The 24571-nt window shown below is 69.3% G+C and carries 25 protein-coding genes; 14 read left to right on the top strand and 11 right to left on the bottom strand.

The window, feature by feature from the left end:
• Positions 1 to 26: 26 nt before the first annotated feature.
• Positions 27 to 680: a CatB-related O-acetyltransferase gene (locus tag QBL25_RS42570; protein ID WP_409062351.1), complete on the top strand. Its 654-nt coding sequence runs from the start codon at positions 27 to 29 to the stop codon at positions 678 to 680.
• A 76-nt stretch (positions 681 to 756) separates the two neighbouring features.
• Positions 757 to 1953, top strand: coding sequence for a macrolide family glycosyltransferase (locus QBL25_RS42565; RefSeq protein ID WP_409062350.1), 1197 nt, complete (start codon positions 757 to 759; stop codon positions 1951 to 1953).
• A 366-nt stretch (positions 1954 to 2319) separates the two neighbouring features.
• Here QBL25_RS42565 and QBL25_RS42560 read toward each other — a convergent pair whose 3' ends face one another.
• Entirely contained in the window at positions 2320 to 3504 is a 1185-nt protein-coding gene (locus QBL25_RS42560) for an IS701 family transposase (protein WP_409062965.1), read from the bottom strand.
• A gap of 100 nt (positions 3505 to 3604) precedes the next feature.
• Here QBL25_RS42560 and QBL25_RS42555 point away from each other — a divergent pair.
• Together QBL25_RS42555 and QBL25_RS42550 are read left to right on the top strand one after the other, a co-directional pair.
• A protein-coding gene (locus tag QBL25_RS42555) for an IS5 family transposase (protein WP_409062349.1) occupies positions 3605 to 4482 on the top strand; the annotation gives its coding sequence in 2 pieces (ribosomal slippage) (positions 3605 to 3959 and positions 3959 to 4482; 879 coding nt in all).
• Positions 4483 to 4539: 57 nt separating this feature from the next.
• Positions 4540 to 4962 carry a VOC family protein gene (locus tag QBL25_RS42550; protein WP_409062348.1) on the top strand — a complete coding sequence of 141 codons (423 nt, stop codon included), beginning with the start codon at positions 4540 to 4542 and terminating at the stop codon, positions 4960 to 4962.
• Between the two features lie 140 nt (positions 4963 to 5102).
• On the opposite strand, the gene QBL25_RS42545 is transcribed toward QBL25_RS42550, so the two are convergent.
• The 3 genes from QBL25_RS42545 to QBL25_RS42535 all read right to left on the bottom strand — a co-directional run bounded on the left by QBL25_RS42545 (position 5103) and on the right by QBL25_RS42535 (position 7227).
• Entirely contained in the window at positions 5103 to 5354 is a 252-nt protein-coding gene (locus QBL25_RS42545) for a hypothetical protein (RefSeq protein WP_409062347.1), read from the bottom strand.
• Between the two features lie 17 nt (positions 5355 to 5371).
• A complete protein-coding gene (locus tag QBL25_RS42540) occupies positions 5372 to 5656 on the bottom strand; it encodes a hypothetical protein (protein WP_409062346.1) in 285 nt (94 codons plus the stop codon).
• A 431-nt stretch (positions 5657 to 6087) separates the two neighbouring features.
• A complete protein-coding gene (locus QBL25_RS42535; protein ID WP_409062345.1) occupies positions 6088 to 7227 on the bottom strand; it encodes a PucR family transcriptional regulator in 1140 nt (379 codons plus the stop codon).
• Between the two features lie 85 nt (positions 7228 to 7312).
• Here QBL25_RS42535 and QBL25_RS42530 point away from each other — a divergent pair, with 85 nt between their 5' ends.
• Together QBL25_RS42530 and QBL25_RS42525 are read left to right on the top strand one after the other, a co-directional pair.
• Positions 7313 to 8368: a ferredoxin reductase gene (locus QBL25_RS42530; protein ID WP_409062344.1), complete on the top strand. Its 1056-nt coding sequence runs from the start codon at positions 7313 to 7315 to the stop codon at positions 8366 to 8368.
• A 7-nt stretch (positions 8369 to 8375) separates the two neighbouring features.
• Complete coding sequence (locus QBL25_RS42525; RefSeq protein WP_409062343.1) at positions 8376 to 9494, top strand: fatty acid desaturase family protein; 1119 nt, start codon at positions 8376 to 8378, stop codon at positions 9492 to 9494.
• 57 nt (positions 9495 to 9551) lie between these two features.
• Here QBL25_RS42525 and QBL25_RS42520 read toward each other — a convergent pair whose 3' ends face one another.
• The 7 genes from QBL25_RS42520 to QBL25_RS42490 form a co-directional block, all read right to left on the bottom strand.
• Positions 9552 to 10307 carry a hypothetical protein gene (locus QBL25_RS42520; RefSeq protein ID WP_409062342.1) on the bottom strand — a complete coding sequence of 252 codons (756 nt, stop codon included), beginning with the start codon at positions 10305 to 10307 and terminating at the stop codon, positions 9552 to 9554.
• A gap of 34 nt (positions 10308 to 10341) precedes the next feature.
• On the bottom strand, positions 10342 to 11181 hold the full coding sequence (locus QBL25_RS42515) for an endonuclease/exonuclease/phosphatase family protein (RefSeq protein ID WP_409062341.1): 840 nt from the start codon (positions 11179 to 11181) through the stop codon (positions 10342 to 10344).
• Entirely contained in the window at positions 11172 to 12449 is a 1278-nt protein-coding gene (locus QBL25_RS42510) for a hypothetical protein (protein ID WP_409062340.1), read from the bottom strand. Before QBL25_RS42510 ends, QBL25_RS42515 begins: the two co-directional genes overlap by 10 nt.
• A gap of 208 nt (positions 12450 to 12657) precedes the next feature.
• Positions 12658 to 13449, bottom strand: a complete 792-nt coding sequence (locus QBL25_RS42505) for a PIG-L deacetylase family protein (RefSeq protein WP_409062339.1) — start codon at positions 13447 to 13449, stop codon at positions 12658 to 12660.
• Positions 13450 to 13572: 123 nt separating this feature from the next.
• On the bottom strand, positions 13573 to 14733 hold the full coding sequence (locus QBL25_RS42500) for an oxygenase MpaB family protein (protein ID WP_409062338.1): 1161 nt from the start codon (positions 14731 to 14733) through the stop codon (positions 13573 to 13575).
• A 159-nt stretch (positions 14734 to 14892) separates the two neighbouring features.
• Complete coding sequence (locus tag QBL25_RS42495) at positions 14893 to 15948, bottom strand: polyprenyl synthetase family protein (RefSeq protein WP_409062337.1); 1056 nt, start codon at positions 15946 to 15948, stop codon at positions 14893 to 14895.
• Positions 15938 to 16216, bottom strand: a complete 279-nt coding sequence (locus QBL25_RS42490) for a polyprenyl synthetase (RefSeq protein ID WP_409062336.1) — start codon at positions 16214 to 16216, stop codon at positions 15938 to 15940. Before QBL25_RS42490 ends, QBL25_RS42495 begins: the two co-directional genes overlap by 11 nt.
• Positions 16217 to 16559: 343 nt before the next feature.
• Between QBL25_RS42490 and QBL25_RS42485 the strand changes: the two genes are divergently transcribed.
• From QBL25_RS42485 to QBL25_RS42450, 8 genes are all read left to right on the top strand, one after another.
• Positions 16560 to 16940 (top strand): hypothetical protein, encoded by a 381-nt coding sequence (locus tag QBL25_RS42485; RefSeq protein ID WP_409062335.1) that lies wholly within the window; start codon positions 16560 to 16562, stop codon positions 16938 to 16940.
• Positions 16941 to 17667: 727 nt separating this feature from the next.
• Positions 17668 to 18867 (top strand): ATP-binding protein, encoded by a 1200-nt coding sequence (locus QBL25_RS42480; protein ID WP_409062334.1) that lies wholly within the window; start codon positions 17668 to 17670, stop codon positions 18865 to 18867.
• Positions 18864 to 19262 (top strand): roadblock/LC7 domain-containing protein, encoded by a 399-nt coding sequence (locus QBL25_RS42475; protein WP_409062333.1) that lies wholly within the window; start codon positions 18864 to 18866, stop codon positions 19260 to 19262. The genes QBL25_RS42480 and QBL25_RS42475 overlap by 4 nt, the downstream gene beginning before the upstream one ends.
• Positions 19259 to 19648 (top strand): DUF742 domain-containing protein, encoded by a 390-nt coding sequence (locus tag QBL25_RS42470; RefSeq protein ID WP_409062332.1) that lies wholly within the window; start codon positions 19259 to 19261, stop codon positions 19646 to 19648. Before QBL25_RS42475 ends, QBL25_RS42470 begins: the two co-directional genes overlap by 4 nt.
• Positions 19623 to 20228, top strand: a complete 606-nt coding sequence (locus QBL25_RS42465) for an ATP/GTP-binding protein (RefSeq protein ID WP_160509866.1) — start codon at positions 19623 to 19625, stop codon at positions 20226 to 20228. The genes QBL25_RS42470 and QBL25_RS42465 overlap by 26 nt, the downstream gene beginning before the upstream one ends.
• Positions 20225 to 21571, top strand: coding sequence for a cytochrome P450 (locus QBL25_RS42460; protein ID WP_409062331.1), 1347 nt, complete (start codon positions 20225 to 20227; stop codon positions 21569 to 21571). The genes QBL25_RS42465 and QBL25_RS42460 overlap by 4 nt, the downstream gene beginning before the upstream one ends.
• Positions 21572 to 21922: 351 nt before the next feature.
• Positions 21923 to 23179: a tryptophan dimethylallyltransferase family protein gene (locus QBL25_RS42455; RefSeq protein ID WP_409062330.1), complete on the top strand. Its 1257-nt coding sequence runs from the start codon at positions 21923 to 21925 to the stop codon at positions 23177 to 23179.
• On the top strand, positions 23152 to 24525 hold the full coding sequence (locus QBL25_RS42450; protein ID WP_409062329.1) for a tryptophanase: 1374 nt from the start codon (positions 23152 to 23154) through the stop codon (positions 24523 to 24525). Before QBL25_RS42455 ends, QBL25_RS42450 begins: the two co-directional genes overlap by 28 nt.
• Positions 24526 to 24571 lie beyond the last annotated feature (46 nt).

The raw sequence follows: 24571 nt of genomic DNA, 5'->3' as shown, positions 1-24571 counted from the left end.
TTCGCCCGAGAGGAATCGCCTCCACGATGCCGCCCGTTCCCGCTGACCCCACCGTGCTCCACCCGATGCCCGAGCACCCGCGCGTGGTGCTCCTCAAGCCGCTGGTGAAGTCGCCGCTGATCGAGGTCGGCGACTTCAGCTACTACGACGATCCGGACGAACCGACCGCGTTCGAGACGCGCAACGTCCTGTACCACTACGGTCCCGAGCGGCTCGTCATCGGCAAGTACTGCGCGCTGGGGACGGGCGTCCGGTTCATCATGAACGGCGCCAACCACCGCATGGACGGCCCTTCCACCTTCCCGTTCCCCACCATGGGGGGCTCCTGGTCGGAGCACTTCGACCTGATCACCGGCCTGCCCGGCCGGGGCGACACGGTGGTCGGCAACGACGTGTGGTTCGGCCACGGCGCCACGGTCATGCCCGGTGCACGCATCGGTCACGGCGCGATCATCGCCGCCGGCGCCGTGGTCACGGGCGACGTCCCCGACTACGGCATCGTCGGCGGCAACCCCGCCCGGCTCATCCGCACCCGTTACGACGCTGCCGACATCGCCCGGCTCCTCGCCGTGGCCTGGTGGGACTGGCCCGTGGAGCACATCACCGGACATGTACGGACGATCATGTCCGGGACCGTCGCCGAACTGGAGGAGGCCGCCGCGCAGATCGACCGGCCCTGACATCGCGTCCTCACCACACTCCCCCGCTCCCCGCCCCGCCTCACCCCCGCGCCAGAAACGAGGGATCGCCATCGCCATGCCCCAGCGCCGCGCCCATATCGCGATGGTCGGCGTCCCCATCGTCAGCCACGTCCTGCCCAGCCTCGCGCTCATCCGTGAACTGGTGGCCCGCGGACACCGCGTCACCTACGCCAACGACGCGTTCGTGGCCGACCGGATCGAGTCCACCGGTGCGCGATGGGTGCCCTGCACCTCCACGTTGCCCGTCGCGGACAACGACTGGCCCGCCGATCCCATCGCCGCGGCGAGCCTCTTCCTAGACGACGCCGTCCAGGCGCTCCCGCAACTGCGCGCCGCCTACGACGACGACCCGCCCGACCTGTACCTCTACGACATCGGCGCCTACGCCGCGCGCGCCCTCGCCGAAGCGCAGGGCCGCCCCCTCGTGCAACTGTCCCCGACGTTCGTCGGCTGGGACGGCTACCAGGAGGAAGTCGGGGCACATCTGCGCCGACTGTCGGGCGCCGACACCTACCGGGACAGGTTCGCCCGGTGGCTCGCCGACTGCGGTGCGACCACCACGGACGTGGACACCTTCTCCGGCCCGCCCGCCCGTGCCCTCGCCCTGATCCCCAAAGCGATGCAGCCGCACGCAGATCGAGTCGACACCGACACCGTGACCTTCGTCGGCCCCTGCTTCGACACTCCGGCGGACACGGACGGCTGGACCCGCCCGGCCACCGCGGACCATGTGCTGCTGGTCTCGCTCGGCTCGGCGTACACGCGCCAGCCCGCCTTCTACCGCCAGTGCATCGCGGCCTTCGGCGACCTGCCCGGCTGGCACGTCGTACTGCAAATCGGCAAGTACACCGACCCCGAGGAACTCGGCGCCATCCCGCCCAACGTCGACGTGCGTCCCTGGGTCCCGCAGCGGGCGATCCTGGAACAGGCCGACGCCTTCGTCACCCACGCCGGCATGGGCGGCTGCGGCGAAGGGCTCCTCGCCGGCGTTCCCATGATCGCCGTGCCGCAGGGCGCCGAGCAGTTCATGAACGCCGACCGGCTCGTGGAACTCGGCGTCGCCCGCCGCGTGGACACCGCTGACGCCAGCGCCGAGACTCTTCGTGCGGCACTGAACGACCTGGTCACGGACCCACAACGCGTCGCCCGGTCCCAGCAGTTGCAGGCCGCAGCCCGGGCCGAGGGCGGCACCGCGCGCGCCGCCGACCTCATCGAGCACGCGCTGGCGGCCACCAAGGGCCCACCGCTCTGAACCACTGCCACTTTCCCTTCCCCGGCCCACGCCGTCCTCGTCCGAGGACCGGCACCCGCAGGACAAGCACAGGCACCCCCGGCGCCAAGAACGGCTCCCCACCTGACTCGTGTACATCGCAAGCCTTGAGCGTCAGGCGTAGGTAGGCGCAGCGCTGCCACAAGGATCAGCGTGCGCGACCGTGGAATGCACCGCCGCCCCTAGTACTGCAACGGTGTTTGTTCTGAGTGCTGGGCAGGTGTCAGGGGCTGTGGCCGCGTCGTTTGTAGTGGCTGATGCGGGCCTGGTGTTGGCGTGTTCGTCGCCAGTGTGACCAGTGCAGGATGTGGTCGACGGGTGCGGGGCGGCGGTCGGTGAGGCGGGTGATCAGGCGTCGGATCTCGGCGAGGCTGAGGCGGATGAGCTGGGAGGATCCGTTTCTGCTTTCTCGGTGTCCAGCGCTTGGGCCCGCAGGACTGTCAGGCCGGCGTGGGCGGCCATCGCCAGGGTCATGTGGCGGTGCCAGCCGGGATAGCGGCGGACCTGGTAGTCGTCCAGGCCGCACTCCTGTTTCGCGCTCTGGAAGCATTCCTCCACCGCCCACCTGCTTCCGGCGACGTGGATGAGTTCATCCAGTGTCGTGTCGGCCGGGCAGTATGCGATGTAGTAGGAGATCTCCTGGGGCCTGCTGACGCTGCGGCGGGCCAGAACCCAGTGCCGGCGGTCCTCCCGGTGCCAGGGCCTGACCTCGACACGAGCCCAGTCGAAGACCCGCCGGCCGTGGGCCCCCTGGCCGCAGGAACGGCGTTTCCATTTCTGCCGGGGCAGGCCGGGAAACAGCTCGTTGACGGGGTGATCCATCGCCCAGCGACTGACCACGGTGTCATGCCGGGTGGTGGCCATGACGTGGAAGATGTCGCTCTGCTCCAGCTCGGTTCGCCAGCTCTTGCTGTAGCCGTAGGCGGCGTCCGCTGTCACCCATCCGAACGGGACTCCATCGGCGATCGCCCGGCGGACCATCGCCCTGCCCATGGCCACCTTCGTCTCGAAACCGACTGCGTCCTCAACGCCCGCGCGGCGGCAGCGTTCGCGGTCATCCGTCCAGGACGTGGGCAGATACAACCGCCGGTCGATCAGCGTGCGCCCGCGCCGGGATGCGTAAGCGAGAAAGACACCGACCTGGCAGTTCTCCGTCCGGCCCGCGGTTCCGGAGTACTGGCGCTGCACTCCGGCCGAGCGGACTCCCTTCTTCAAAAAGCCGGTGTCATCCACGATCAACACCGCATCGCGGTCACCGAGATGTTCGACGACATAGCCGCGGATGTCATCAAGGACCTCGTCGGCGTCCCACTCGATCCGGTTCAGCAGGCGATGCATGCGGTCCGGCGCGGCATGACCTGCCTGTTCGGCCAGTGTCCAGCCGTTCTTCCGCTCCAGCGGAGCGATCAACCCCCGCATATACGCAAGCGCCGACTCCCGCGGCTCGGACCGGTTGAACCGGTGCACGAACCGCTCGTGCACGGCTTCCAGTTCATTCGCCCACACACGCACATCAGCAAGGTCCCCACCCATAACCATGACAACGAGGAACCTGGCCAGCAGTCACGGTAGAAACCGTTGCAGTACTAGGACGTGTTTGAGATGTTGATCAGGATCGTGAAACGATCTTGGGATGTCTCGTGGCGATCTGACGGATGCACAGTGGGATCGGCTGGAGCCGCTGGTGCCTCCGATACCGAAGATGGGCCGGCCTCCGAGGGATCGGCGGCAGGTCTTCGACGGGATCTGGTGGCGGGCCCGGACCGGCTCCCCCTGGCGGGACATGCCCGAGCGATACGGGCCCTGGGAGACGGCATATGCGGTGTTCCGGCGCTGGCAGATCGACGAGACCTGGGCCCGGATCTTGACGAAGTTGCAGGTCAAGGCGGATTCCGACGGGATCATCAAGTGGGAGGTGTCGGTCGATTCCACCGTCTGCCGCGCCCATCAGCACGCTGCCGGGGCCCGCAAAAAGGGGCTGACGATCCGGACCGGCCGCGCGAGGACGGCCTGGCGTCCGAGCCGGACGACCACGGCCTCGGACGCTCGCGCGGCGGGCTGACCACCAAGATTCACCTCGCCGTCGACGCATCCTTCCATGTCCTCGCCGCTGTCATAACTGTCGGACAGCGAGGCGACGCACCCGCCTTCGAGCAGGTGATGGACCGAATCCGCGTCCCCCGGATCTGCGGTGGGCGCCCACGGACCCGGCCCGACCACGTGCTTGCCGACCGCGCTTACTCCTCCCGCGCCATCCGCTCCTACCTGCGCAAACGTCAGATTCCGCACACCATCCCGGAGAAGCGTGACCAGGCAGGACACCGCCTCCGGCGTGGTTCGGCCGGCGGCCGTCCGCCGGCGTTCGACCGCGAAATGTACAAACGAAGGCACAAAGTCGAGTGCAGATTCGCCCTGCTCAAGCAGGCCCGTGGCGTCGCCACGAGGTACGACAGACTTGCCGTCCGCTACGAAGCTACCGTCCAACTCGCCTTGATACGTCGGGCGCTGTGACCACATCTCAAGCATGACCCAGGTGCCGTCCAGCGGCTGTACTACAGTTGGCGAACCATGCCCGATCTCCTCGGAATCAACCATCTGACTCTGTCCACGACCGACCTCGACCGGCTCGTGACGTACTACACGGGGTTGCTCGGAGCGGGGCTCGCATTCGAGCGCGCTGCAACCCCTTCTGATCCTCGGATCGCAGTCCTCGATGTCGGCGGAGACGACCACCTGATGATCGTCGAAACCGCAACCGCCCCCACCACCGATCTCGACCCCATTGGCCGGGCGGGATGGGGACTGCGCGTGGGAACGTACGTGCAACTGTGTGAGGTTCGCGAGCAAATCTTGGGTGCCGGGTGGCCGGTCGGACAGATTGAGACGCTGCCAACGCAGTGGACGATGACAGCTCGCGATCCTGATGGACGTCCTGTGGACGTGCGGGCCCATCGCCCCCGCACCGCATCGCCGACCCCAACCATCGGCTAAAGGCAACCCGACTTTCAAAACACGCTCTAGCACAATCAAGGTTCGCCCCAGGTTTCCCCACACCCGCCCAAGCAACCTGCCGACACAGCAACTTGACCTGAGAGAAAGCAGGCACACACGCGCAAGTTACGCACCGCCCTTCAGCCGATGTACCGAAGCCTGGTGACGCGGACGCGCTTGCCGGTGGGCACTTCGATGACGACGATCATGGCGGCGGTGTATTCAAGGGTGAGGATGCGTTTGACGTCGGCGTCGTCCCCGCCGTGCGACTCCGTCTTTGCGTAGGGGTCTTCGCAGACAGCGACGATGGCACGCTCGAACTCATCGCGGGCAACATCGGGGAGCGAATCCCAGACCGCCTCGGCGGCCTCGCTGTAGCGGAGCTTGTACACCCGGTAAGGGTGTCAGGTCAGGCGGCGCCTTGGGGGTCGATTCGGGCGGCTGCTTCTTCAAGGCGGTGGGTGCCGTCGATCCACCGGCCGGGCGGCTCTTCACCGCGGGCTTCGGCGTCGAGGATCTCGTCCGCTTCGCCGACCGCGTCGAGGATGTCCTTCGCGACCCCTTCCCACTTGGCGAAGACGGGCAGCAACTCATGCGCCGGAGCCTTGCCGATCTCGTTGAGGAAGCGTTGGGACAACTGGGGACTACCGAGAGCGTCGCGAATCCGCTCGATGGTCCACGGCTCGCTGCTCATCGTGTCCTCCCGGTGCAGGTTCTCGTCCGAGTTCGCGGATCTGAATCCAGATGAGTTCCCGGTTGACATTCGGACTCACCGTAGCGCACTGAACAATGCGTGCGTAGGACTTCTACAGTGCCGGTGTGACCTGCACTTTTCTCCTTGCGGGATGCTTCAGGTACAGCTGCGAGCCTTATCGGCCGTGATCACCGCGTGGCCCGACGCCGGCAATCGCAATGACGCCATCGACCCCGGCGCCGCCTCGGCAACGACCTCCGCCGCGACATCGGCACCCGGGGAAGGAGGCGGTGGTCCAGCGAACGCAGGATCGGCCGGGACCAAACGTCCCGTCAGCGAACGTGGCCCCGAAGCAGTTCCGGCCCCTTGCCAGGTCTTCACCTGACTACTGGACTGCTCGGCGACGCGGGCGCAGGCGGTCGACGTACATGTCAGCCGGCCTGAAGACCGAGTGCCAGCGTCAGTTCGAGGACCCGGCGGGGTGAGGAGAGGTCCGGAAACAGTTCCCGCACCTGCGCCATGCGGTACCGGACCGTCTGGGGATGGACGAACAGCGCCGCCGCCACTTCGTCTCGCCGACCCTGGTGCAGCAGCCACTCCCGCAACGTCTCCTCCAGCCGCCGCGCGGTCGCGGCAGGCACGGTCTGCAGCGGTGCGAGGGCTCGGGCCCGCAGGTCGGCGAACGCGTCCATGTCGGCGCTCAGCACCAGCTCGGGCAGGTGGGCTTCGGTGTCGCGGATGTCGGAGGAGAGCAGGCGCGCGCGTACGGCTCGTGCGTACGAGGCGGACGCACGAGTCCATGGCCGGGCCGGGCCGACCACGGCGGTGCGGTCGGTGAGCTGCCGCAACAGATGCGACCGGTCCGCGTCGGGGACGAGCAGCACCCCGGTGGCATCCGGCAGATCGTCCAGGACGAGAGTGCTCGGGTCGAGCGTGCGATAGGCGGGCCGGGCCTGGGCGGCGGGCAGCAGGACCGCGGTCAGCGAAACCGGGGGCTGCCATCCGGCCCGTTGCACAGAGGCCAGCAGCATGTCCGGGCTCGCGTCGGCGAGCAGGTCGCGGGCCAGGTGTTCCAGGTCGCGCTCGTGGGCGCGGCCCCGGGCGACCAGTTCGTCGGCGTGGCCCGCGGCGCTCGCGGCGGAGAGCTCGTCGATGTAGGCGAAGGTCAGCTCGGCGAACTTGGCGACCTCGGCGGCGGGCAGACCCGCGGGTACGGCACCCGCTGCCAGGCATCGCCAGGCCACGCGGGCGCCGACGCGGTAGGCGCTGAGCAGGGCGTCCATCGAACGGCCGTCGCGCACCTCGCCGCGGCCCAGCTCGTAGGCTGCGTCACCGGCGTCGCCGCCCGTGGCGGCGCCGCTCGCGAGGTCCAGGTAGTGCCCCAGGGCGGTGCGGACGGCTCGGCGGATGGTGCCGCCCATGCGGCCCGACAACGCGTTGGCATAGGGAGGAACCTCGTCGATGATCGCCTGGACGACCTCGTCGGCGGTGCTCTTCAGCGCGCCCCGCAGTGCGGTGACCGTCGTCTCATCCAAGGCCAGTTCGCTGGCTTTCCGGACTGCATAGCTCATTTTTGTTCCCTGCGAACAATTCAGCCGACCAAATTCACGTCCTACGGTCAGGACTTTACGCCCTGCGGCGCATCAAGCTGAAGTCATGACGAGTGCAGCCCTCCGCACCAGGGCATGGAAACTGCTGGAGACGGTCACGACGCCGCTGCTGCCGTCGGACTACCTCGACCTGTTCAGCCCGCTGCGCACAGGCGCCGACCTGCGCGGCCGCATCGAGGCCGTGCTCCCCGAGACGGACGACGCCGCGACCATCGTGATCAGACCGGGACGGGGCTGGCGCGGCCACACCGCCGGTCAGTACGTGCGGATCGGAATCGACGTCGACGGGGTGCGCCTGTGGCGCGCCTACTCCCTCACCTCGCCGACCAACCGCAGGGACGGCCGCGTCACGATCACCGTGAAGGCCATCCCGGACGGCAAGGTCAGCAACCACCTGGTCCGCAAGGCGCAACCGGGCACCCTGATCCAGCTCGACCAGCCGACCGGTGATTTCGTGCTGCCGCGGGCCACGCCCGCCAAGGTCCTCTACCTGACGGCCGGCAGCGGCATCACGCCCGTGATGGGCATGCTGCGCGACAGCGAGTTCGACGACGTCGTCCTGGTCCACTGCGCGCCCCGGCCGCAAGACGTGATCTTCCGCACCGAGCTGCACGACCTGGCCGCGGACACGAAGCTGCGGCTCACCGAGGTGCACACCGACACCGACGGCATGCTCGACATCGCCCGTCTCGACGAACTCGTGCCCGACTGGGACGAGCGCGAGACCTGGGCCTGCGGGCCCGCGGGCCTGCTCGACGCCGCCGAAGCGCACTGGAGCGAGCACGGCGTGGCCGAGCGCCTGCACACCGAGCGCTTCCGGCCCAGCATCGTCGTGGCCGGCGACGGCGGCGAGGTCACGTTCAGTACCACCGGCAAGACCGTCGACGCGGACGGCGCCACGCCGTTGCTGGACATCGGCGAGGAGGCCGGCGTACTCATGCCCTCCGGATGCCGCATGGGCATCTGCTTCGGCTGCGTCACGCCGCTCAAGACGGGCGCCGTCCGCGACCTGCGCACCGGCGAGATCACCGAGGCCGAGCCGGGCGTCCTCATCCAGACCTGCGTGTCCGCCGCGGCGGGCCCGTGCGACATCGAACGGTAGGAGCACCTTGACCGCCATCGACCCCACCGCCCATCTGACCGCGGAGCAGATCGAGGAGCTTGGCCGCGAGCTGGACGCGATCCGCGACGAGGTGATCGCCGCACGCGGCGAGAAGGATGCCGCCTACATCCGCAAGGTCATCGCGGCGCAGCGCAAGCTCGAACTGGTCAGCAGGGGCGTACTGCTGTTCTCGATCTTCCCGCCCGCCTGGCTGATCGGCACCGCCGGTCTGTCCGTGGCGAAGATCATGGACAACATGGAGATCGGCCACAACATCCTGCACGGCCAGTGGGACTGGATGCGGGACCCGAAGATCCACTCCACCACCTGGGAGTGGGACCACGTCTCGCCGTCCGAGCAGTGGAAGCACTCGCACAACGAACTGCACCACACGTACACCAACGTGATCGGCAAGGACAACGACCTCGGCTACGGCATCATGCGCGTCGACGAGGACCAGCGGTGGCACCCGTTCCACCTCGGCCAGCCGCTGTGGAACTTCATCAACGCCTGCTTCTTCGAGTACGGCATCGCAGCCTACGACCTGGAGCTGGGCAAGAACCTGAACAAGCGCCGCCGCAAGAACCCGGAGTTCCGGGCGCGCGCCAAGGCCGTGGGCCGCAAGATCCGCAAGCAGGTGCTCAAGGACTACGTGATCCACCCGCTGCTGTCGGGCCCCTCGTTCGCCACCACGCTCGCCGCCACGTTCACCGCGAACGTGGTCCGCAACATCTGGACCCATTCGGTGATCATGTGCGGGCACTTCCCCGAGGGCGTGCAGGTCTTCGAGCGCCGGTCGATCAAGGGCGAGACGCGCGGCCAGTGGTACCTGCGCCAGATGATGGGCTCGGCGAACATCAGCGGCAGCAAGGCCATGCACTTCATGACCGGCAACCTCTCGCACCAGATCGAGCACCACCTGTTCCCCGACCTGCCGAGCAACCGGTACGCCGAGGTCGCGGTGAAGGTGCGCGCGCTGTTCGACAAGTACGAGCTGGAGTACGTCACCGGGCCGCTGCCCAAGCAGGTGTTCTCCGCGTGGCACAAGGTCTTCCGGCTCTCGCTGCCGAACAAGAAGCCCAAGGTCACCACGCCGGCCCGCGAGAAGGAGCTCATCGCGGCCTGACCCACCCGGCGTCCGTGCCACCACTCCTCCATCCCCCGCCGTTCACCGCGTCTCCAGTCAGTCCTGGGTCGGGGCGGTGTCGGTGAGGGATGCCGCCAGAGTCGTCAGGACCGAGCGGAATTCCCGCTCGGTCAGGGCGGCCTTGTGCACCGCCATCGCATGGCGGTCGACGGTGCTGTACACGTCCGTGTGCGGGCGGCGTTCGGTGCCTGTCTCCAGGAACAGCGTCAGGGCGTCCCGGCCCGGATCGCACCAGGCGCGGTGCAGCGCGAGAGGGCCCAGCGCATACGACGCGCCCGCGACGTAGCGGACCGTGTGCACGAGCCGGAGGCGAGACGGCCCCAGGGGCACGAGCAGCCAGTCGGCTCCGTCCGCGGACAGTTGCTCCCGGTACGCGGTGACCGTGAGACCCCCGTCCACGCAGCCGTCCCCCGGCCCCTGGGGCACATACAGGTCGGACCGCAGCTCACCTCGCACCACCGCGGAGGCCAGCGCGGAGCGGTGGTTGTGGATGTCCAGCCTCTCCTGCGGCCCGGCCGCCCGCCACGCGTGCAGCCGCAGGGTGCAGGAGTAGCCCCCGTCGATGAGCAGCAGTCGCCATCGGCAGCCCAAAGTGTCCCGGTAGGACCGCCGGGCGCAGGCAGCGGTGGTCTCCGTGCCGGTCGCGAGTTCCGTGAGCATTACCCGCAGGGTTGCTGCGTCCGCCAGCTCGGCCACCGTGGCGCGCGCCACGTCGAGCCGCCGCGCTTCTGGGACGTGACCGCCCAGCCTCGCCCGCAGGATTTCGCGCGCCCGCGTCAGATGTTCTCCCACCCCGTCCACCCACCTCCGTCAGGGATCACTGCTGTCAGGGACGACCAGAGCCCGAAGACGCTTCTTTGCACGGGAGTTGGAAGACGGCCACACAGGCCAGGTGATCCGAGTAGTTGTCGACCGTCACCGATTCGGTGAGGACCAGGTCGGGAGAGTGCAGGACATCGTCCACGCTGCGACCCCGGTGAGTGGGCCGTCCGTCGAAGGTGCTGACCAAAGGAACGTCCAGGGTGTCGAGCAGCAGCTCTGAGGCGTTCGCGTTGAAATCGCCGCACACCAACAATCGCCGCGGCCCGCCGGGCCGTTCCAGCTGGTCGGCGAGTGCGCGCCAGATCTCCTTGAACTCCGGCTCCGCCGCGTCACGGCGGAACAGGTAGAAGGGGAACGAGTGCAACGACGTGACATCCACCTCGCTCTCCCCCAGGCCGACGGTGACGCGTACGTGGCCCTTGTCGTGGCTGTGGATCTCCTGACCGTCCAGGACGACGCGAAGCCCGGGGTTGGGCAGCACGTACCGTCCCGTCTTCCGCAGCGGGAAGCGGCTGGCCACCGCCACCCCGCTGCGGCGGCCCGGCGTGAACGAGGAGGCGTGCAGCGGGTGCGCCGCCACGTGCCGCAGCGGGGTCCGACGCCGCAGTTCCGCCAGCAGTTCCGCGTGTCCGTGCCGGTCGAAGCCCACCTCCTGGAACGCTGCCACGTCCACGTTCCGTTCGGCGATCATCGCGACCACTTCCTCGGTGGCGCGTGGGTTCGCGGGGCCCGCCCCGTGCGCGAAGGCGCCGCTCGAGGCGTCGATCCCCTCATGCAGGTTCCAGCTGAGGACCGTGAGGGTGCTGCGCCGCGTATGGGCAGGGCCGCTTCCCGCTAGGGGCATGGCGTGGCCCGCAGTGCGTACTCCCGCATCGCCAGCGCCCCTTGGTAGGCCAGCCAGATCGGTTGCCTGCCGTCGTGCCATCGCCAGGTGCCATCCTTGAAACAGTCGAGGGTTGAGCGGGCCGTCGCGGCCAGCAGTTCGGGCGCCTCGGGCGCGCCGGGCAGCAGCAGCGCCCGCGTCACCCAGGCGGGGGTGAAGTGGCCGACCAGCAAAGCGTCCACGGTGCCGTCCGCCATGGGTCGGCGCACTTGTTCATCCGTGAGTCGTAGTTCGAGGTCTGTCCCGCACAGCCATCTGAGTCCGGCCCCGGCCACGCGGGTGAAGGGTGACCCGTCCGGCAGCGCCGCGGCCGCGCGGTGCAGGGCCAGGACGGCACGTGCGGTATGTGCGGCGGACGGCTCGGTCGCGTGCACGCTCTCTCCCCAGCACGCCGTACCGCCACCTGTCGCCGTGCCGGGGCGGGCGGCATCGGCCAGCCGGTGCACGAGCCGGAGCAGTCCGGAGGACTCCGGGGCGATCTCGGCCAGTGCGGCCACGACGATCGTGAGCACCGTGATGCGATCCATGCCGAGCGGGTCCTCCGCGGGATCGAGCATGTCCTCCAGCACGCCGGTCAGTCGTGCCCGTGTCACCTCGTCGAGGCCGCTGCGCACCATCGCGGCCAGCACCCACGCGGTGACCTCGGGCCGGCCGCGGTCACGCTGGGTGCTGGCCGCCCAGCCACCGCCGGTCTTCTGGAGCGCGAGCAGCGAGTCGAACACGTGGCGCCTGCGCACGCGCGGCTCGCGCAGGTCGCACGCCGCGAGCATGCGCAGCCCGTACGAGGTACCGATCGCGGTGGGTGGCACGTGGTGGTCGTCCAGGTACTGCGACCACCCGGCAAGGTCCAGGCCCCGGTGTGACAGCACACGGAACTCGGCCAGCACGCTGTGCGCCGAGTCGTCGACCAGCCGTCGTACGGAGACCTCCGCCGGCGGCAAAAGCGGTGCGGACGTTTCCTCTTCGGCGGGCAGGTCCCTCCGCCACTGCGTCGCCATCCGTAGAGCGAACCCCAGGCACAGGGCGCAGAGTCCGGCGAACAGGTACCGGAGCACGGAGAGGCTGAACCAGTCCTCCGGCAGCGCGTAGTCCAGCAACGCCTTGTAGGCCACGAGCGCCGCGGCGAACGGCCCCAGGGCGACGAGGCCGTCGGTGAGCCGCCGGAGTGCTCCGGGCGGTGCGGGGGGCGACGGGTCGGGGGCCGTGCCCGTGCGCATGTGGTGCGTCATCGCGTCGCCTCCCCCGACCGGCCGCGCGCGAGCCGGTAGGCGGCAGGATAGCCGGGATGCCCCGATACGTTCATGGGTGCCGCTTGATCTCTTCCAGGATCCTGCCCTCCCCCGCCGCGTCACCGCCCGCGTTGATCCACCGGCTCGGAGGGCAGGCACGAAACGGAAATTGCGCCGACCGGCGCGTCGTCGCGTGCGGCCCTGGTGCCTACTGCTCCCAGGGTGGCTTGCCCTCGAACGCCAGGTGGTGCACGTCGAAGAGGACCGCCGCCTCGACCCCGAGCGCGGCGCCGCCCATGCGCGCCGCCCAGGTCAAGAACGGGCGAGGTTCGAAGCTTTGCTCCCCCAGCCCACGGGTGTACTGCGCGTGGGCGGACAGCGACGCGATGCCGCGTTCCAGGGGTTCTCCGGTGACGTCCACGCCGTGAGTGGGGCGCTCGGAGCCGGCCACACACACCAGGCGGACGCCGCCCCAGGGCTCGAGACCTTCGTCGGCCAGCTCCGGGAAGATCCAGCGATTGCCCGCATCCCGGGCGGCATCCAAGGCCGCCAGGCCAACCATGCGGTGGTCGGCCTGGTTGGTGACACCCGCGACCATCCGCACGGTGAACGCGCCCGTCACCACCACCTCGGGCCGGTGCCGGCGCACCGCGCGCACGATGTCGCGGCGCAGGTCGGGGCCGTACTCCACCACACCGTCGCGATGGTCGAGGAATTCCACCGTGTCCACGCCCACCTCGCGGGCCCCGGCCCGTTCCTCGGCCTCCCGCAGCGGCCCGGCCTCGGCCGGATGCACCCCGTCGATGCCCGCCTCACCCCGGGTGGCCAGCAGATACGTCACCCGCTTGCCCTGAGCGGTCCAGCGGGCGACGGCCGAGGCCGCACCGTATTCGATGTCGTCGGGATGCGCCGCCACGGCCAGACATCGCTCCCAGTCCTCGGGAAGCGACGGCAGGGTGTTGTGAGGGCCGAACCCGTCCGTTTCGTCTCGTGTCGTCATGTACCGATGGTGACGCCCCACCTGGCCCGCTCCACAGAGGCGCGCGCGTCGTAACCGACCCACCCCGTCGCATGTATGCCTCTCCTTCCCCCCTGCCACCGCCGACTCCGTCGATGACGGCGGTCAGCCGACCGTGGCGGCCGGTGGGGTCCACCGGTGCGTGCGCGGGACCGTCGGGGAGACGCCGAAATCCTTCTTCAGCTGCTCGGGGATGGCGTAGTGCATGACGCGACCGCGGGTGAGGGAGGACAGTTCCAGAACGCTGGTCAGGTGGCCGAGGCGGTCCAACGCCCAGGCGCCCAGCGGGGAGCGGTCCTCGATCGTCTCCAGTACGCCCAGGAGGTGGGGCACGGTCTTGACGACGGTGTCCCACGCGGTGCGGGGAACCGCCAGCCAGTCGGCGCAGGTGTCTCCGACGAGAAAGCGGATCAGAGCCGAGACGATCGGGTCGAGGACGGTCCCGGGCACCACCTCTTCGTACAGGTCGATCAGCTGCCGGGTCAGATGCGCACCCTCTTCGGAGGGGCCCATGTGCCGGACCATGTACAGGTCCAGAAAGCGGCGGGCGTCATCGAGACTCTTGGGGACGGCGTCCTGGTCGACGCCGAGCATGGCTCCGACCACGCGCCACGCGTAGTAGTAGGCTTCCGCGCCTTCCGTCGTCATGTGGATGCCCATGCGGTGCAGGCTGTCCAGAACGAGCATCGAGAAGAACATCTGCCCGCCGATCATGTCCTCCTGACAGATCGGCGTCCCGAGCGCACCGCTGTCCCACCGGTTCTCGCGTGTGAGGTGGTGGCGGATCGAGGCGTGCAGCAGGCGGACCTTCTGGGCGGCGGGGATGAAGCGGCTGCCGCTCTCGAAGGCGTCGGGCTGCATCAGGTAGACGGTGAACTGCCCGGTCTCCGCCATCCGTTTGGACGGGTACTTCAGGCCGTGGGTGGCCGACAGCAGCTTCGCCACGTGCGGAACGACGTAGCAGGCGGGCATGGAGGCGAAGGACAGCGCGGTGGAGATGTGCACGTTGTTGTCGATGAAGAACAACCGCGCCTTCTCCATCTCTGCCCAGTCCACCCAGGCCGGCGGGGTGCGGGTGGCTTCGAGGTACTCGCGGGCGACGTCCGGAAGCCCGTCCGGCAGAGGTGAGCCGGCGGTGGAGACGTAACGCATCAAGGTGTTGAACGTGCCAACTTGGCCGCGTTCGAAGAGTTCGGCGACGGTGGCGTCGGCCAGTTCGTCCCCCGCCTGGCGCAGGGAGTCCATCGATGCCTCGGTGTAGCTCATGGCGGGGTCCTCGTCTTCTGCGTCTTCTGCGTTTGCTGCGTCTGTTGCGTTGTGCTGCGTCTGTTGCGTTGTGCTGCGTCTCTACGTGTGTCTGTCGCAGGGTCAGTCGACCCCTGCGGGCAAGGAAGCCCCGGGGGGGGCACCTGCCCCGGGCGAGGGTCAGGACAGGCGCAGGGCAGCCGAACGTGCCAGCGCCCTCAGGGCGGTCTTGGCGGGCGTCGGTGCGTCCAGGGAGTGCAGGGCGTCGAGTGCTTCCTCGACCCGTGCGCTGATCATGGCTTCGACGCGGGCGGGTGCCCCGAGCCGGTCCATCACTTGGCGCACCTCTCGCAGGCCCTCCGTGCCCAGGTCAGACTCGCCCAGGAGGATCCCTAGCCGCTCCCGCTCGGCGTCGCCGGCCAGGCGCCAGGTCTCCGCCAGCAGGGCTGTCGGCCGGTGGCCGCGCACGTCGTCGGCGTTGGACTTGCCCGTCTGGTCCGGGTTTCCGAACAGACCGAGCAGGTCGTCGCGGAGCTGGAACGCCTCTCCCAGCGGCAGTCCATACGCCCCGTAGCCCTCGCGCAAGCGGGGCCCGGCCCCGGCCAGGGCCCCGCCGATGAGCAAGGGTTGCTCGACGGTGTACTTGGCGGTCTTGTAGCGGATCACTTTCAGCGATGCCGTGAGGTCCGGGTCGGATCCGGTCCGCAGGATCTCCAGACACTCCCCCGCGATCAGCTCACGGGCCATCACCGACCACAGCGGGCGGGCCCGGGCCAGATACGCGGCGGGCAGCCCGCTGGTGGTGAAGAGGTGCCCGGCCAGCGCCATCAGCAGGTCGCCCACCAGCATCGCCAACGACCTCGCCGCGGTGGCGGTCTGCGGGTGATGGCGTACGGCGCCGCGCAGGGCGAGGTGCGCGGTGGGCCGCCCGTGCCGCAGCGGGCTGTCGTCGATGAGGTCGTCGTGCACGACGGCCGCGGCGTGCACGAGCTCCATGGAGGCCGCCGCCCGCACCAAGGCGTCGTTGTCCGGCTGGCCCACCGCGCGCCAGCCCCAGTAGCAGAAGGCCGCCCGCAGCCGTTTGCCGTCCGTGACCGCCGCCTCCAGTTGTCCGGCCACTGGGCCCAGGAGCGGATCGATGGCCGTCAGTTGGTCCGCCTCCTCGGCGACGAACCGGCGTAATGTCTCGTCGACGCGGGCCTTGAACGCGTCGGGCTCCCAGGCTTCAGACGTCATCCACGGCCCATCGCGCCAGCGCCTGCCGGGCCAGGACCTCCAGGTGAGCCGGGGGCACGGTCGCGTACCGGTCGAGCACGAGGCGACCGCGCGCGAGAAGTTCCCGTTCTGCTTCTGTCGCCAGTTCGGCGGCGTCAGAGCGCCGCAGCACTCCCCGGACCGTCCCCAGCGCCGAACCCAACGTGCTCACCGCCAGATCGGCCAGTCCGGCCACCAGCGCCACCGCCTGGCCGTCAAGGGCTCCCCGCCCCTCCGTCGGCTCTCTCATCCCGCGTCCCCCTACCCCATGGACATCCGGGCGGTGCTGGTCGCGCGCCGCCCTGGCGAGCATCCCGCGATGCCCGGCCGGAGACCGGAAGAACTCACGATCGAGTGATCACATCGCTCGACAGTACGGGCCCCGGCCCCCGGGCACGGTGCCGCCGCAAGGACGGCTGTCTTCGCCGCCGAGAAGGCCACCGAGGCGCCGGGCGGGGCGACCAAGTCGGCGGCACAGGGAGGGCACGGACGACATCGATCAAGGTGGCGGCGCCTGCTTGATCTTGCCTCGACCCCGATGACAGAGTGTCGACCGTTGCATCCCCCATGTTTCGCAGACAGGAACGTTTGTCATGAGCACTCTCGGAATCGCCGGAAAGTCCTCCGTCGCCCTCGCACTGGCCTGCGCGGCCACGATGCTGATGCCGGCCACTCCGGCCGCCGCCTCGGACTGGGACCGGAACTGCTACAGCATCTCCGCCCCCTACAAGGGCATCAGTGAAATCATCGGCAAGGCCGGGAAGACCCGCAGCGGCTGCACGGACGCCACCATTTCCCTGCAGCGTCACCGCTGGTACGGCTGGGAGGAGATGGACTGGACCCCGCTGGAGAGCGGCACCAAGCTGGCGTACTGGCACTGCACGGGCTCTGGCACCTACACGTACAAGACGGTCGTGGGCGTCGACTCCAACCTCGCCACCTACGAGAGCGCCGAACGCCGCTTGACCTGCTGAGGGCGGGCCCGACAAACCGGCGAAACGGTCGGCGCCGATACGAGGTGGCCCAGGGCACGGTGGGCCGCGACCCCTGAAGGCCCCCCATGCCACCGCGGCATATCGGCGCCGACGGCTTGGCGCACCGCGCCCCCATCAGCCGCCCGATCCCCGGGGTCCCCCGCGAGCACCGTCGCCCGCGAAGTGCCCGCAGCGGCCCAGAAGTCCCCCTGGCGCCTGGAGCCCGAAGAGCCTCGACCTCAACCGCCGGACAACGGCGACACCCCGTCCCGGGCCGCGACGAGCGAAGGCGCCTCACCGGTCCGCCACCGCGCTTGAATTGGCCAACCTCCACACAGCGGAAGCCTCACATCCGGGCTCCGTTTTGCCGCTCTGCTGCCCGTCACGGTCACCCGGTCGCAAGGTGAAAACGCCCCTGCGCTGCGGAAAGCCGGACAGCAACCTGCCGGATGACTGCGTGCGTGACCGGTCGGCGCGCGTCTCCACGCCACCGTCACACCTTCTCCACTGTCATGAGCATGAGTTTTTCGCCAACGCGACCACGGCGTGGCGCACTTGACAGAGCATCATGATCGTTTGATGTTACGATCTCGGGCACATGCCGCGTGGCTTTTTCCTCGGCATGACTACAGCCAGGGGGCTCTCCGGGGTGGTGAAGGCTGCCCACGCCGAGGGTCCGTATGGACAGATCCCGAGAGCTGGACTCCAGCCGCTCAAAGAGAGTCACATGACAATTTTGCAGGATCCGACAGTCTGGGCGCTTGCTGCCGGCGTCCCTGTCGCCACCACGGTTGTCGTTCGCCAGCGAAAAACGATCAAATCGTTGCGTCGTCAGCAGCGTGCCGCGGAAAACGATCTGACCGAACTGCAGGGCAGCCGCGCTGACCTCCACTCCACCATCGAAGAGCTCCGCAGGGGCTACGACGAGGTGGTCCGACAGGCCAAGGAAGAGGCGGAGAACGCCACCAACACCGTACTGAAGTCTGCGATGCAGACCCTGCAGGGCCTCGCGGCGGAGCAGCAGCGGGCCATCTCGGGGCTGCAGAACAAGTACGGCGATTCGGCCGTACTGCGGGACCTGCTGGACATCGACCACATGAACTCGCAGTTCAACCGGCGTGCCCAGTCCATCGCCGTGCTGTGCGGCGGATGGCTTGGCCGGCAGCGGACCGCGGCGTCCATCTATGACGTGATCCGCGCGGCCCAGGGCCGTATCCGGCACTACCAGCGCATCGACATCGCCTCGCGGGTCGACATCGCTGTCACCAGCCGCGCCGTCGAGCCGGTCGCACTGACCGTGGCCGAGCTGCTCGACAACGCCACCAGCTACTCGGCGCCGTCCTCCATGGTCGACGTCGAAGTGCGGACGGTGCCCAAGGGCATCTGCATCGTCATCGACGATGCCGGTGTCGGGATGAGCGAGGAAGAGAAGACGGCCGCCACCGCTCTGTTGTCCAGCCAGACCGCGGTGAGCGTCTCCGAACTCGGCAACCCTCCGGCGTTCGGTTTCGCGGTGATCGGTGCGCTGTGCGCACGGTTCGGCTTCACGGTCACCATCGACAGCACTTCTCCCTACGGCGGCGTGCGAGCGGTGGTGATGGTGCCGAAGGAGTTGCTGACGGACATGCCGGAGCCCACGAAGCCCACCGCCACGCCCGCGGCCAACGCGGGCGCCGAGGACGGCGGTTCGGCTGCCGCGACCGCAGCGGGCGAGCTGCCCCGGCGACAGAACAAGCGCCGCGCCATGGCACTCGTGCCGGACAACCAGGCCGACGAAGCGACTGCGCCGCCGGCCCGGTCGGCGGAAGCACGGGTGGCGGCCATGGGCGCATTTCAGCGCGGCACTCTCAGCGGCCGAAGTGCGGGGGTACCGGCCGCTGAACGCGACACTCCTGCCGATTCACACGAAGGATTCGATGCCCCGTGAGCGACGACCTGTCCTGGATGCTCGAGGACGCGCTGGCGATCCCCCATGCCCTGCACGCGGTCCTGATCTCCGCCGACGGCCTCCAGATGTCCCGCACCGCGGACATCGGCCGGGACGACGCCGACAAGGTGGCCGCCGCCGTGAGCGGACTGCAGTCGCTCAGCCGGTCCGTCGGATTCTTCTGTGGTGACGACAGCACGTCCTGGCGCCAGACCCTCATCGAGTTCGACGGTGGCTGGGTCTTCCTCAATGCCGCGGGCGGCGGCTCCTACCTCGCCGTGGCAGCGTCCGCCGAGGTCGACATGGGGGACATCACGTATCGGATGCAGCAGCTGGTCAGCCGACTGGGCAAGGCCATGGCGACCGCCCGCCGCACCGACACGGTCACCTCATGACCGATGGCGACCGCACCGAGCCCGAGCTCGTGTCCGAGGCCGGCGAATTAGTCCGTCCCTACGTCATCACCCGTGGGCGTGACCTGCTCGACGAGGGCACGTTCGCCCTCATCACCCTCGTCACGACCTCCACCGACGAGCAGCAGCGCCCTCAGCGGCTGTCGCCCGAGGAGCAGTCGATCCTGGAGATGTGCTCCAGCGGCTATCTGTCGGTCGCTGAGATCGCCGCGCATTCCCAGCTGCCTCTGGGTGTCGTCAAGGTGCTGCTCAGTTCCCTCGCCGAGGGGGGCTATCTGGTCACCCGTGCGCCGGTGCCCTCGGCTCGTCTCGCCAACAAGGCCTTGCTTCAGGAGGTGCTCGATGGTCTCAAGGCTCTCTCTGTCTGAGGACGCCTACGTGCGCAGCGGTGCCCAGCAGACTGCGGTGAAGATCTTGGTCGTCGGGCACTTCGCCGTCGGCAAGACCACTTTGATCGGCTCGCTCTCCGAGATCGCGCCGCTGTCCACCGAGGAGCAGATGACCAGCCTCTCGGAGCGAGTCGACGACCTCAAGGGGGTCCAGGGCAAGACCACCACCACCGTTGCCCTGGACTTCGGTCGCCTGACGCTCAGCGAGCGCATCGTGCTCTACCTGTTCGGCTCGCCGGGCCAGCAGCGGTTCGTCAATCTGTGGGACGACATGGCCCGCGGAGCACTGGGCGCCCTGGTCCTGGTGGACCCCGAGCGTCTGGCCGACAGTTTCGAGGTCATGGATCTGGTCGAGAGCTACGGCCTCGACTTCGCCGTGGCCCTCAACCAGTTCGACGGCAGCGCGGTCCACACTCCCGAAGCAGTGCGGGAGGCGCTCGACCTGCTGCCCGACACCCCGGTCGTCACCATCGACGCGCGCGACAAAGCCTCGTCCGTCAACGCCCTGATCACCATGGTCCGCTATCTGCAAAAGCGCGCCGCCCTGGAGCACGCATGACAACCCCGCCCACCCCTCCGCCCGGCTGCCCCGCACACGGCAGCGGGCAGCGCATATCCCTCGACACCCCCGAGTTCGCGGCCAACCCGCACGCGTACTACCGCTACATGCACCAGCTGGGCCCCACCGCGCCGGTCACCATCGCGCCCGGCGTGGAGGCGACCTTGGTGACCGACTACAGCGCGGCGCTGGAGCTGTTGCAGGACCCGACCACCTTCCGCAAGGACGCCCGCCGCTGGCGCGCGCTGAACGAGGGCCTCATCCGCCCCGACAGCCCGGTCCTGCCGTTGCTGGCCTACCGGCCGAACTGCATGTTCACCGACGGCGCCGAGCACGTGCGGCTGCGCCAGGCCATCACCGAGAGCTTCGCGCGCGTCAGCAACGGCCGGCTCAGCCGCATCGTCAACCAGGCCGCCCAGTTCCTCATCAACCAGTTCAGCGCGCGCGGCAGTGCCGACCTGCTCCGGGACTACTCCCAGCAGCTGCCCTTGTACGTCTTCAACGAACTCTTCGGCTGCCCGGCGGAGATCGGCGACCGGGTGCTGTTCGGCATCTCCGGCATGTTCGACGGTGTCAACGCCGAGCAGGCCAGCCAGGTCCTGCTCCAGGCGGTCGGCGAGCTGGTGGCGCTCAAGCGCGTCCAGCCCGGGGAGGACATCACGTCCTATCTGATGCAGCACCCGGCGCAGCTGACCGACGAGGAACTGGCGCACACGCTGGTGCTGCTGCTCGGCGCGGGCGGCGAGCCGGAGGGCAACCTCATCGGCAACGCCTTCTACACGATGCTGACCGTGGAGGAGTACGCGCGCACCGGGCAGTTCGACAAGGCCCTCGACGACACCCTGTGGCGCAACGCGCCCATGTCCAACTACGCGCCGCACTACCCGGTGGCCGACACCGACGTGGCCGGCGACAAGGTCCGCGCCGGTGAGCTGGTCCTGGTGTCCTTCGGTGCCGCCAACACGGCGCTCGCGGACCAGGGGGCCGACACCCGCGGTCACTTGGCCTGGAGCGCCGGCCCGCACGCCTGCCCGTCCAAGGAACCGGCCCGGCTCATCGCCCTGACCGGCCTGGAGGCGCTGTTCAACGCGCTGCCGGACGTGGAACTCGCCGTCCCCGCGGACAGTCTCGCCTGGCGGCCGGGCCCCTTCAACCGGGCCCTGGCCAGCTTGCCCGTCCGCTTCGGTGCCGTCACCCCGCGCCCCGCTCCGGCGCCTGAGCCCACGGCCGCAGCCGCTGGCCACCAGGCGCACCCTCCCCTGGCACCCGCGCCCGCGGCGCCGCAGGCCACCGGCAAGCCCGGACGCTGGAGCAGCTTCATGAGGTGGTTGACGAGCCAGTAGCCGGTGCACCCCCTGTGACGCATGTGACACAGGCAGTTGTTGTAGCTTGCATGAAAGATCAACTGCAGGGGTAGGACAGCGCGGAGTGTCTGGAGTGACACGAGATGAAGGAGAGGCAATGGACCTCACAACCTCCGCGCCCCGTTCCGCGGGCAACCGGCCGGGCCAACGGCGCACCCTGTCCAGCGGCAAGAACCCGCGCGGGTGCGACGACCCCGAAGAGGCGCAGGGCCGAATACCCGTCGCTCATGGCGGATCGGCCCGCGTCTCCTGCGGCGTCGGCCCCGCACGGGCCCGTCCCTGCGCACCCTGCGGGCCTGTGCCGCGCCACCACGACCTGCGGGGAACGCGATGACGCCCCTGCCGGAGGCGGGCACAGCAGCACCCGTCCCCGCCCAGCCGACGCTCGGGGATCACGTACTGGGCCAACTACGGCGCCTCGGGGCCGTGGTGGGCCTGAGCGAGGCCGACACCGAGCTGTACGGGCAGGTCCTGCTCGACTCCCTGGCAGACTCCGCCCGGCGGCCGTTGTCGCTGCCCCCGGCATCGCCCAGCTTCCTCTCCGATGACCACTCCCCCGTCGAGTTCTCCCTGGCCTGCACCGCGGACGGCACCCCGGCCCTGCGGGTGCTCGTGGAGCCCGGATGGGCTCATCAGGACATGGGCGACAGCGGCCGCACCGGGCTCGATGCCATCCGCGCGATGGCCGAGCGCTGGAACTTCTCCACCGCACAACTCGACGCCCTGGACGACCTGTTCCTGCCCGCAGCGGCCAAGGGCCCGCTGTCCCTGTGGTACGCGCTCGACCTGCGCACGGGAGGGGTCCCCGGCGTCAAGGTCTATCTGAACCCCTCCGCCGCCGGACCCGAGCACGCCGCACGCACCGTGCACGAGGCGCTGCGCCGGCTTGGCTACGGCCAGGCCTTCGCGCAGCTTCCCCCCGCGGCGGGGTATCCGTTCCTCGCCCTGGACCTGGGCGACTGGAAGTCACCTCGCGTCAAGGTCTATGCCAAACACCCGCGGATGTCGGCCGACGACGCCTGCGCGCTCGGCCGCACCTCCGAGGCCACGGCGGCCGACCTCCGCTACTTCTTCCGCGCCGCTGCCGGCTCCCTTCGGCCATCCGGTCAGGAGGAGCACGGCGTACAGCGGCTGGTCCGACGCTCCGCGCTCACCTGCCACTCGTTCACCGAAGGCGACAGCCACCCGAGCGGCTTCACGCTCCACATCCCCGTCCGCGACTACGTGCGCGACGACGAGGTGGCCCTGGCCCGGGCCACCGCCGTGCTGACCCGCTTCGGCATGGACCCCACGGTCTTACGCGAGAGCCTGCGCGCACTCACCCGGCGCCAACTCACCGACGGTGTGGGGCTGATCGCCTACCTCGCTGTCGTCTACGAGCGAAACCGGCAGCCGCGCGTCACGGCCTATCTCTCCTCCGAGGCCTACCAGATCCGGCCGCCCACAGAGCAGACCGCGCCCGCCGGCCCTCCCGCCGCACACCAGCCCCAGAGTGCACCCGACTCCGGGCGCACGGCCGCCGACCATGCCATCCCGCACACCGCACCAAAGGAAGCCACGTGGAGCCGTACCGCATCAAAGTTGTAGAGCCGATCGCGTTCACCACCCGAGCCGAGCGCGAGGCCGCGCTGAAGCGGGTCGCTTACAACCCCTTCGACCTGCGGGCCGACGAGGTCACCATCGACCTGCTGAGCGACTCGGGCACCGGCGCCATCTCCGCGGACCAGCTCGCCGCGGGCATGCACGGCGACGAATCGTACGCCGGCAGCCGCAGCTACTACCGGTGGCACGAGGTCGTCTCCGAACTCACCGCCTACCCCCACATCCTGCCGACACACCAGGGCCGCGCCGCCGAACGCATCTTGTTCTCCGCGCTGCTCAAGCCCGGCACGAGCGTGCTGTCCAACACGCACTTCGACACCACCCGCGCCAACGTCGAACTGACCGGCTGCCAGGCCTACGACCTGCCCTGCGCCGAGGCCAAGGACCTCGACAGCGACTACCCGTTCAAGGGCAACATCGACCTGCTCGCCCTCGAACAGGCGCTGGAGAACGCGCAGCAGGCACCCGTGGCGGCCGTGCTGATGACCATCACCAACAACGGTGGCGGTGGCCAGCCGGTCAGCATGGACAACCTGCACCGGACCGCCGAACTGTGCCGCCGCCACGGCGTGCCCATGATCCTGGACGCCGCGCGTTTCGCCGAGAACGCCTGGCTGGTGGTCCAGCGCGAACCGGGCTACGCCAACCGCACTCCCCGCCAGGTCGCCGAGGAGGCCTTCCGCCTCGCGGACGGCTGCGTCATGAGCGCGAAGAAGGACGGCATCGTCCACATCGGCGGCTTCATCGGTCTGAAGGACCCCGAGCTCGCCGAGAAGTGCGCGGGTCTGCTCATCGCCACCGAAGGCTTCACCACCTACGGCGGCCTGGCCGGCCGTGACCTGGAGATGATGGCCCGCGGCCTGGTGGAAGTCACCGAACCGGCCTACCTCGCCGAGCGCGCCGACATAGCCGCCTACCTCGCCACCCGCATCCGCGAGGCCGGCGTCGACATCGTCGAGCCATCAGGTCTGCACGCCCTGTACGTCAACGCCGGGCGGCTGCTGCCCCACATCCCGCCGCACCAGTACCCGGGCACGGCGCTGGTCGGTGAGCTCTACCTGCGCGGAGGCATCCGCTCGGCGGAGCTGGGCAGCCTGTACCTGGGCGAAGAGGACGAGCACGGCAACTCCGTCAAGACCGCACCCTATGAACTCGTGCGGCTGGCGCTCCCCCGACGGGTCTACACCCGAAGCCACTACGACCATGTCGCCGCCACCCTGGGGGACATCGCCAAGAACCCCACGTCGGTGCACGGCTACCGCATCGTGGGCCAGTCGCCGATCCTGCGCCACTTCAGCATCAAGCTGGAGCCCGTGCACTCCGGCGGCTGATCCCTGAGCGACGCCTCACGTCGCGTCGCGCACGAACGGGCCAGCG

The organism is Streptomyces sp. SYP-A7185, assembly GCF_046103685.1.
Lineage (GTDB): Bacteria > Actinomycetota > Actinomycetes > Streptomycetales > Streptomycetaceae > Streptomyces.
This window is presented reverse-complemented; position numbering and strand designations above follow the sequence as displayed.

What these genes read in the sequence shown, in the direction of transcription:
- QBL25_RS42570 (WP_409062351.1), top strand. Translation starts at nt 27, where the DNA reads ATGCCGCCCGTTCCCGCTGACCCCACCGTGCTCCACCCGATGCCCGAG.
- QBL25_RS42565 (WP_409062350.1), top strand. Translation starts at nt 757, where the DNA reads ATGCCCCAGCGCCGCGCCCATATCGCGATGGTCGGCGTCCCCATCGTC.
- QBL25_RS42560 (WP_409062965.1), bottom strand. Translation starts at nt 3,504, where the DNA reads ATGGGTGGGGACCTTGCTGATGTGCGTGTGTGGGCGAATGAACTGGAA.
- QBL25_RS42550 (WP_409062348.1), top strand. Translation starts at nt 4,540, where the DNA reads ATGCCCGATCTCCTCGGAATCAACCATCTGACTCTGTCCACGACCGAC.
- QBL25_RS42540 (WP_409062346.1), bottom strand. Translation starts at nt 5,656, where the DNA reads ATGAGCAGCGAGCCGTGGACCATCGAGCGGATTCGCGACGCTCTCGGT.
- QBL25_RS42535 (WP_409062345.1), bottom strand. Translation starts at nt 7,227, where the DNA reads ATGAGCTATGCAGTCCGGAAAGCCAGCGAACTGGCCTTGGATGAGACG.
- QBL25_RS42530 (WP_409062344.1), top strand. Translation starts at nt 7,313, where the DNA reads ATGACGAGTGCAGCCCTCCGCACCAGGGCATGGAAACTGCTGGAGACG.
- QBL25_RS42515 (WP_409062341.1), bottom strand. Translation starts at nt 11,181, where the DNA reads ATGCCCCTAGCGGGAAGCGGCCCTGCCCATACGCGGCGCAGCACCCTC.
- QBL25_RS42510 (WP_409062340.1), bottom strand. Translation starts at nt 12,449, where the DNA reads ATGACGCACCACATGCGCACGGGCACGGCCCCCGACCCGTCGCCCCCC.
- QBL25_RS42505 (WP_409062339.1), bottom strand. Translation starts at nt 13,449, where the DNA reads ATGACGACACGAGACGAAACGGACGGGTTCGGCCCTCACAACACCCTG.
- QBL25_RS42500 (WP_409062338.1), bottom strand. Translation starts at nt 14,733, where the DNA reads ATGAGCTACACCGAGGCATCGATGGACTCCCTGCGCCAGGCGGGGGAC.
- QBL25_RS42495 (WP_409062337.1), bottom strand. Translation starts at nt 15,948, where the DNA reads ATGACGTCTGAAGCCTGGGAGCCCGACGCGTTCAAGGCCCGCGTCGAC.
- QBL25_RS42490 (WP_409062336.1), bottom strand. Translation starts at nt 16,216, where the DNA reads ATGAGAGAGCCGACGGAGGGGCGGGGAGCCCTTGACGGCCAGGCGGTG.
- QBL25_RS42485 (WP_409062335.1), top strand. Translation starts at nt 16,560, where the DNA reads ATGAGCACTCTCGGAATCGCCGGAAAGTCCTCCGTCGCCCTCGCACTG.
- QBL25_RS42480 (WP_409062334.1), top strand. Translation starts at nt 17,668, where the DNA reads ATGACAATTTTGCAGGATCCGACAGTCTGGGCGCTTGCTGCCGGCGTC.
- QBL25_RS42470 (WP_409062332.1), top strand. Translation starts at nt 19,259, where the DNA reads ATGACCGATGGCGACCGCACCGAGCCCGAGCTCGTGTCCGAGGCCGGC.
- QBL25_RS42465 (WP_160509866.1), top strand. Translation starts at nt 19,623, where the DNA reads ATGGTCTCAAGGCTCTCTCTGTCTGAGGACGCCTACGTGCGCAGCGGT.
- QBL25_RS42460 (WP_409062331.1), top strand. Translation starts at nt 20,225, where the DNA reads ATGACAACCCCGCCCACCCCTCCGCCCGGCTGCCCCGCACACGGCAGC.
- QBL25_RS42455 (WP_409062330.1), top strand. Translation starts at nt 21,923, where the DNA reads ATGACGCCCCTGCCGGAGGCGGGCACAGCAGCACCCGTCCCCGCCCAG.